This is a genomic window from Mesorhizobium sp. M7A.F.Ca.CA.004.04.2.1 (assembly GCF_004022825.1).
In the GTDB taxonomy this organism is placed as follows: domain Bacteria; phylum Pseudomonadota; class Alphaproteobacteria; order Rhizobiales; family Rhizobiaceae; genus Mesorhizobium.
In genome coordinates, this window is record NZ_RZPH01000345.1 from 1 (window position 1) to 5495 (window position 5495).

Consider the following 5495-nt stretch of genomic DNA (forward strand, 5'->3'; position numbering starts at 1 on the left):
CGGGTCGAAAAGGATGATGTCGTAGCGGCTGCCGCGGCGCTCCTCGCGCTCGGCGAATTTGACCGCGTCGTCGACGATCCAGCGGAGCGGCTTGCTGCCGAGGCCGGCCATCTCCTGGTTTTCACGGGCCCAGCCGATCGCTTTCTTCGAGGCATCGACATGGGTGACCTCGGCGCCGGCGCGAGCCGCCACCAATGAGGCGAGACCGGTATAGCCGAACAGGTTCAGCACCTTGACCGGCCGCTTCGCCGCCGCGATCAGCCCGGCCATGTGATCCCAATGGGAGGCCTGCTCGGGAAAGACGCCGACATGACGAAACGAGGTGAAACGGCCGAGATAGTCGATGCCGTCATGCTTCATCGGCCAGGTCTCGCCGAGCGGCAGCTTGGGGAAACGCCAGCGGCCGATGCCCTCCTCGTCGGTGTCGCCGGTGAAGACGGCGTCGGCACGCTCCCATTCCTTTGCCGGCAAGGCCTTTTGCCAGATCGCCTGGCCCTCGGGCCGCACGATACGGTAGGGGCCATATTGTTCGAGCTTTTGGCCGGTGCCGCTGTCGAGCAGCGCATAATCGGCATTGGGCGCCACTTCCAGGATCACGGGAAGATGTTCGGCGGGCAGAGCGCCTTCGCGGCGGGCCAGGATGCGCGGCGCCGAGTTCGGTTCGGAACGACTTTCCGTCTTCGCCTCATGGCGCTCGCGCGGTGGCGCTTCCGGTCTGGCGGGAGCCTGGCCGGGACGCGGACGTGACACGTCCGCCGCACCCTTCGCGGATGGATGTGGACGGTTGTCGCGGCGTTTGTCGCGAAAAGACTTCAAGCGGGGGCAACTCCGAACGGCGTGGCCGCTTTTGACATAGGGCAACCGGCTTCGCAACCAAGTCCGACAGGTCGGCCTCTCCGGTTCAGGTTGGCCGCGATGGACCAATGTCAAAGAAACAGGCAAATCTACCGGATGTCCCGCTCCGAACGCCTGCTCGACCTGATCCAGTGCCTGCGCCGGCATCGCCGGCCAGTGAGCGGACAGGCGCTGGCCGATGAACTCGGGATTTCGATTCGCACACTCTACCGCGATATCGCCACGCTGCAGGGCCAGGGCGCGCCGATCGAGGGCGAGGCGGGTGTCGGTTATGTGCTCAAGCCCGGCTTCATGCTGCCGCCGCTGATGTTCAGCGACGAGGAGATCGAAGCCATCGTGCTCGGCTCGCGCTGGGTCGCCAAGCAGCCGGACCAGCGTCTCTCGGCCGCCGCTGCCAACGCGTTGGCCAAGATCGCCGCCGTCCTGCCGGACGATCTGCGCGAGGATCTCGACGCGAGCACACTGCTGGTCGGCCCTCCCGCCGCAGTCATCGAAAGCATCGATCTTGGTCTGGTGCGGCAGGCCATCCGCAACGAGCGCAAGCTTGGCTTTCTCTACCGCGACGCCGGCGGCGCTGCGTCCGAGCGTGTCGTGTGGCCATTTGCGCTGGGCTTCTTCGACAAGGTGCGGGTGGTGGTGGCGTGGTGCGAGATGCGGCACGATTTCCGGCATTTTCGCGCCGATCGCATCGCCGAGCTCCAAGCGACAAACACGCGCTATCCGCGCCGTCGCCAGGCGCTGCTCAAGGAGTGGCGGACGACGCTCGACAAGCCTCGTGGTTCGAGATGACTGCTGCCATGATCTGACAGTAGCTCATCTTATGGTCGCCAAGTCGAAGCACCGAACCTTGGAGAGCAGATATGGCCACCCCGAATTTCATCATCCTCTATGTCGACCAGCCGCTTGAGAGCGGCGCCTTCTACAGCGCGCTGCTCGGCCGTGAGCCGGTCGAAAGTTCGCCGACCTTCGTGCTGTTCGTGCTCGATGCCGGCTTCAAGTTCGGCCTGTGGTCGCGCCATACGGTGGAGCCGGCAGCCGCCATGTCAGGCGGTGGCGCCGAAATCGTCTTTGCGCTGGATACGCCCGATGCGGTCGATGCCGCCCATGCCGACTGGTCCGGGCGCGGGCTGAATATCCTGCAGACGCCAACCGACATGGATTTCGGCCGTACTTTTGTCGCGCTCGATCCCGACAATCATCGCCTGCGCGTCTATTGGCTGTCCGATGGCGAACAGGCCAATGGTAACCAGAGATGAGCGCGTACTGGATCGCCGTGGCGTCGGCCGAACATGTCCGTCGGGGTCGCGCAGCCGGCTTCATGCAGGTCAACCACGGCAAGGCGGCACCGCTGCGTCGCGTCAAGCCAGGCGATGGCATCGTCTACTACTCGCCGAACACTGTTTTGGGCGAGAAAGATGGCCTGCGGGCCTTCACCGCGATCGGCATCGTGCGGGAAGGCGAGCCCTATCAGGGCGATATGGGCGCCGGCTTCACACCCTTCCGCCGCGATGTGGCGTGGGCCAAGGCCGAGGAAGCGCCGATCAAGCCGCTGCTCGACAGGCTGGACTTCACCATGGCCAAGTCGAACTGGGGTTATCAGCTTCGCTTTGGCCTTTTCGAAATCGGGGATCACGATTTTCGTGTGATCGCCGACGCGATGAGCGCCAAAATGGCTGTACCGGCGAACTAGGCCGTGAGCGCCTTGTAGACGGCAATGCCGGCGGCAAGATCCTCGAGCGCCGCGCCGACCGACTTGAACAGCGTGATCTCACCGGCGCTCTCGCGACCCTTCTTCTGGCCGCGCGCCAATTCGTGCAGATCGGCGACGATGGTTTCCGGCTTCAGCACGCCGGAGGCCAGCGGCTGGACGATGTCGCCGGCTTCCTTGGTGGCGCCGGCGCGGGTGTCGACATAGACGCGGGCGAGCCTGATCGCGTCGTCGTCGCTCTCGCGCATCGTCGGCGTAAAGCCTCCGACCAGGTCGACATGGGTTCCCGGCTGCAACAGCGCACCCTTGATCAGCGGCGTCGTCGTGATCGTCGCCGAGGAGACGATGTCGGCCTGCCCAAGCTCGGCATCGAGATCGCTCGCCGCGCTGGCTGCAAAACCCTCGGCGCGCAGATCGGCCGCGACCTTCTCGGCATTGGCCGGGGTGCGGTTCCAGATGCGGATGGTCTTGATCGGCCGTACGGCCGAGTGCGCCTTGGCGAGGAAGGGCGACAGCGCGCCGGCGCCGACCACCAGCAGCCGCGAGGCATCGTCGCGGGCGAGATAGGAGGCCGCAAGCGCCGAAGCACAGGCGGTGCGCCACTGTGTCAGCCGCTGGCCGTCGATCAAGGCCTCAGGTTCGCCGGTGGCGCCATTGAGCAGGAGATAGAGCCCCATCACCGCCGGCTTGCCGATGGCATTGTTGTCGGGGGACACGGTGACGATCTTGACGCCGATGTGACCGCCGGCCGATGTGCCGGCCGCGTTGAGGTCGGTCCAGGCGGGCATCAAGAGCAGGGTGGAGGCCGCGCCATCTGGCCGCTCGATCGTATGATGATGCCTGACCGGCTGCACCGCGCCGTCGCGAAACGCCATGCGCAGCGTCTCGACCAGCCCGGCAAAGCTCAGCGCATGGTCGACCTCTGCGGCCGAAATGGTCAGCATGAAGAACTCCGTGGGGACAAAACCGCCGACGGGCGGCTCAAGCGGTCGGCTTCGGCAATGCGGACCCATGGGCGGACCCATGGGCGGACCCTTGGGCGGACCCTTGGGTGGAGCCTGGGGCCGTTCCCAGAGCCGGGCTTTGCGGTGCCGCCGGCGCACGGCTGACCGCCTGGCGCAGGTTCTCGGCCTCGACGCCGCGCTGGCGCGCCAGCTTGCGATAGCGGCCCTGCTTGACCCAGGTTGCCAGGCTGCCGACGATCATGCCGATGGCGAGTGCCAGGAACAGGAAAATGAACAGCGGCAAAGTCAGGGTCAGCTTCGGATTGCCGGGGTTGAACGGATCGAGCGTGAAGGCGACCAGTTCGCGGTTGGCAACGGCGAGTGCGATCAGGATGATCGCCAGGGGCACGAAGATCGCGATGAGGATGAAGCGATTGAACATGATGTTTTCCGTCGGAAGCTGGCCTGTCCGAAAGGCCGTCAGGCGCTGACGTCGCGCCTACTTGCCGCCGTTCAGCCTTTCACGCAGTTCCTTGCCGGTCTTGAAGAACGGCACCCACTTCTCCTCGACCTCGACGGATTCGCCGGTGCGCGGATTGCGGCCGGTGCGGGCGGGGCGGTTCTTCACCGAAAAAGCGCCGAAGCCTCGCAACTCGACCCGGTTGCCTTCGGCAAGGGCGTCGGTGATTTCATCGAAGATGGCGCCGACGATGTTTTCGACGTCGCGCAGGAAAAGATGCGGATTGCGCGTGGCAATAATCTGCACAAGTTCGGACTTGATCATGAGACGGGTCCCCGTGAAAGCAGTGCGGTCAAAATTATGAGGATGATTTTATTTGCTTTTTTCACTTGCCCCAAACGGCGTCTCAAGGGTGCCAGACGGAAACGAGACCGTCAAGAAACAAGCGGTCGGCTCCGAGTTCATGGATGACGTCGCCACTGTAGGCGGGCAGGCCGAGCGCACTGCCGATGGTTTGCGCCATCGCTTTCGAGAACAGGAAGCCGCCGCGCTGTTCGGTATCCTTCCACTCGACGACCTTGAGCTTGGCATCGACGCCCTTGGTCGCCAGCCAGTCGACCGCTACCGCCTCGCCGCCGACGGCGTCGATCAGCCCGTTGGCTACGCCCTGACGCCCGGTGAATATCGAGCCGTCGGCAAGCGCCAGCGCTTGTTCGCGGGTCATCTTGCGGCGTTCGGCGACGATGTCGACGAACCAGTTATAACTGTCGAGGATGAGTTTGCGAACCATGGCACGCTCGTCGTCATTGGTCGGCTTGAAGGGAGAGGGTGCGGCTTTCAGCGGCGAGGATTTCACCTCCTCCAGCTTGACGCCGAGTTTGTCCATCAGGCCGCTGACGTCGGGATACTGGATCAGCACGCCGATCGAGCCGACGATCGAGGTCTTGCGGGCAACGATGTGATCGGCGGCACTGGCGATCATATAGCCCGCCGATGCGGCGAGCGTGCCGACTTCCGCCACCACCGGCTTGTCGGCGGCCAGCTTGCGCACTTCTTCATAGATCGACTCACCACCGACGGTGGTGCCGCCAGGCGAATCGATCGACAGGATCACGCCCTTCACCTTCGATGAAAGACGGATGGTTTCCAGCCGCTTGATCAGTTCCTCGTCCTCGGTGATCGTGCCTTCGATCTTGACCTTGGCAATATGGTCGACCGTCGAGCCGCCGAAATCGTCGCCATAGAACCAGGTTGAAAGCGCAATCACCCCAAGGGCTACGATGCCTATGGCGACGACGCGCCAGAATGTCAGCTTGCGCCGCAAACGGCGGCGGTCGATCAGGTCGTCGGCTCTCAGTGCCATGGTCAGCCTTTCAGTCGGCGGGAGGAGACGCTTTTAGACCATGATCCGCCCATCTGGAAGCAGTTCTCTTTTGCGTATGGCGAGACAAGTCAGCACCTGGACGTGAGGTAGCCATCCCCGTCGACAGTCGGCCGGCCTCGGCTAGGCGCTCTACAAGTATTGGCC

8 protein-coding genes are annotated in these 5495 nt (G+C 64.2%); 3 read left to right on the top strand and 5 right to left on the bottom strand.

The window, feature by feature from the left end; genetic code table 11:
* Nucleotides 1-816: RsmD family RNA methyltransferase (locus tag EN893_RS16670; RefSeq protein WP_164900918.1), on the bottom strand; the 816-nt coding region annotated here is incomplete at its 3' end.
* A 135-nt stretch (nt 817-951) separates the two neighbouring features.
* Between EN893_RS16670 and EN893_RS16675 the strand changes: the two genes are divergently transcribed.
* From EN893_RS16675 to EN893_RS16685, 3 genes are all read left to right on the top strand, one after another.
* The gene (locus EN893_RS16675; protein ID WP_127272542.1) at nt 952-1644 is read left to right on the top strand and encodes a YafY family protein; all 693 of its coding nucleotides are present in this window, start codon (nt 952-954) and stop codon (nt 1642-1644) included.
* A 71-nt stretch (nt 1645-1715) separates the two neighbouring features.
* The gene (locus tag EN893_RS16680; RefSeq protein ID WP_127271653.1) at nt 1716-2111 is read left to right on the top strand and encodes a VOC family protein; all 396 of its coding nucleotides are present in this window, start codon (nt 1716-1718) and stop codon (nt 2109-2111) included.
* Nucleotides 2108-2545, top strand: a complete 438-nt coding sequence (locus EN893_RS16685) for an EVE domain-containing protein (protein WP_127271652.1) — start codon at nt 2108-2110, stop codon at nt 2543-2545. The genes EN893_RS16680 and EN893_RS16685 overlap by 4 nt, the downstream gene beginning before the upstream one ends.
* On the opposite strand, the gene EN893_RS16690 is transcribed toward EN893_RS16685, so the two are convergent.
* The 4 genes from EN893_RS16690 to sppA all read right to left on the bottom strand — a co-directional run bounded on the left by EN893_RS16690 (nt 2542) and on the right by sppA (nt 5330).
* Nucleotides 2542-3507 (bottom strand): ornithine cyclodeaminase family protein, encoded by a 966-nt coding sequence (locus tag EN893_RS16690; RefSeq protein ID WP_127272543.1) that lies wholly within the window; start codon nt 3505-3507, stop codon nt 2542-2544. The genes EN893_RS16685 and EN893_RS16690 overlap by 4 nt on opposite strands.
* 37 nt (nt 3508-3544) lie before the next feature.
* Nucleotides 3545-3949, bottom strand: a complete 405-nt coding sequence (locus EN893_RS16695) for a LapA family protein (RefSeq protein ID WP_127272544.1) — start codon at nt 3947-3949, stop codon at nt 3545-3547.
* A 57-nt stretch (nt 3950-4006) separates the two neighbouring features.
* Nucleotides 4007-4291 (bottom strand): integration host factor subunit beta, encoded by a 285-nt coding sequence (locus tag EN893_RS16700; RefSeq protein ID WP_006200394.1) that lies wholly within the window; start codon nt 4289-4291, stop codon nt 4007-4009.
* Between the two features lie 82 nt (nt 4292-4373).
* Nucleotides 4374-5330: a signal peptide peptidase SppA gene (gene sppA / locus EN893_RS16705; protein WP_127269998.1), complete on the bottom strand. Its 957-nt coding sequence runs from the start codon at nt 5328-5330 to the stop codon at nt 4374-4376.
* Nucleotides 5331-5495: the final 165 nt, after the last annotated feature.

What these genes read in the sequence shown, in the direction of transcription:
- EN893_RS16675 (WP_127272542.1), top strand. Translation starts at nt 952, where the DNA reads ATGTCCCGCTCCGAACGCCTGCTCGACCTGATCCAGTGCCTGCGCCGG.
- EN893_RS16680 (WP_127271653.1), top strand. Translation starts at nt 1,716, where the DNA reads ATGGCCACCCCGAATTTCATCATCCTCTATGTCGACCAGCCGCTTGAG.
- EN893_RS16685 (WP_127271652.1), top strand. Translation starts at nt 2,108, where the DNA reads ATGAGCGCGTACTGGATCGCCGTGGCGTCGGCCGAACATGTCCGTCGG.
- EN893_RS16690 (WP_127272543.1), bottom strand. Translation starts at nt 3,507, where the DNA reads ATGCTGACCATTTCGGCCGCAGAGGTCGACCATGCGCTGAGCTTTGCC.
- EN893_RS16695 (WP_127272544.1), bottom strand. Translation starts at nt 3,949, where the DNA reads ATGTTCAATCGCTTCATCCTCATCGCGATCTTCGTGCCCCTGGCGATC.
- EN893_RS16700 (WP_006200394.1), bottom strand. Translation starts at nt 4,291, where the DNA reads ATGATCAAGTCCGAACTTGTGCAGATTATTGCCACGCGCAATCCGCAT.
- sppA (WP_127269998.1), bottom strand. Translation starts at nt 5,330, where the DNA reads ATGGCACTGAGAGCCGACGACCTGATCGACCGCCGCCGTTTGCGGCGC.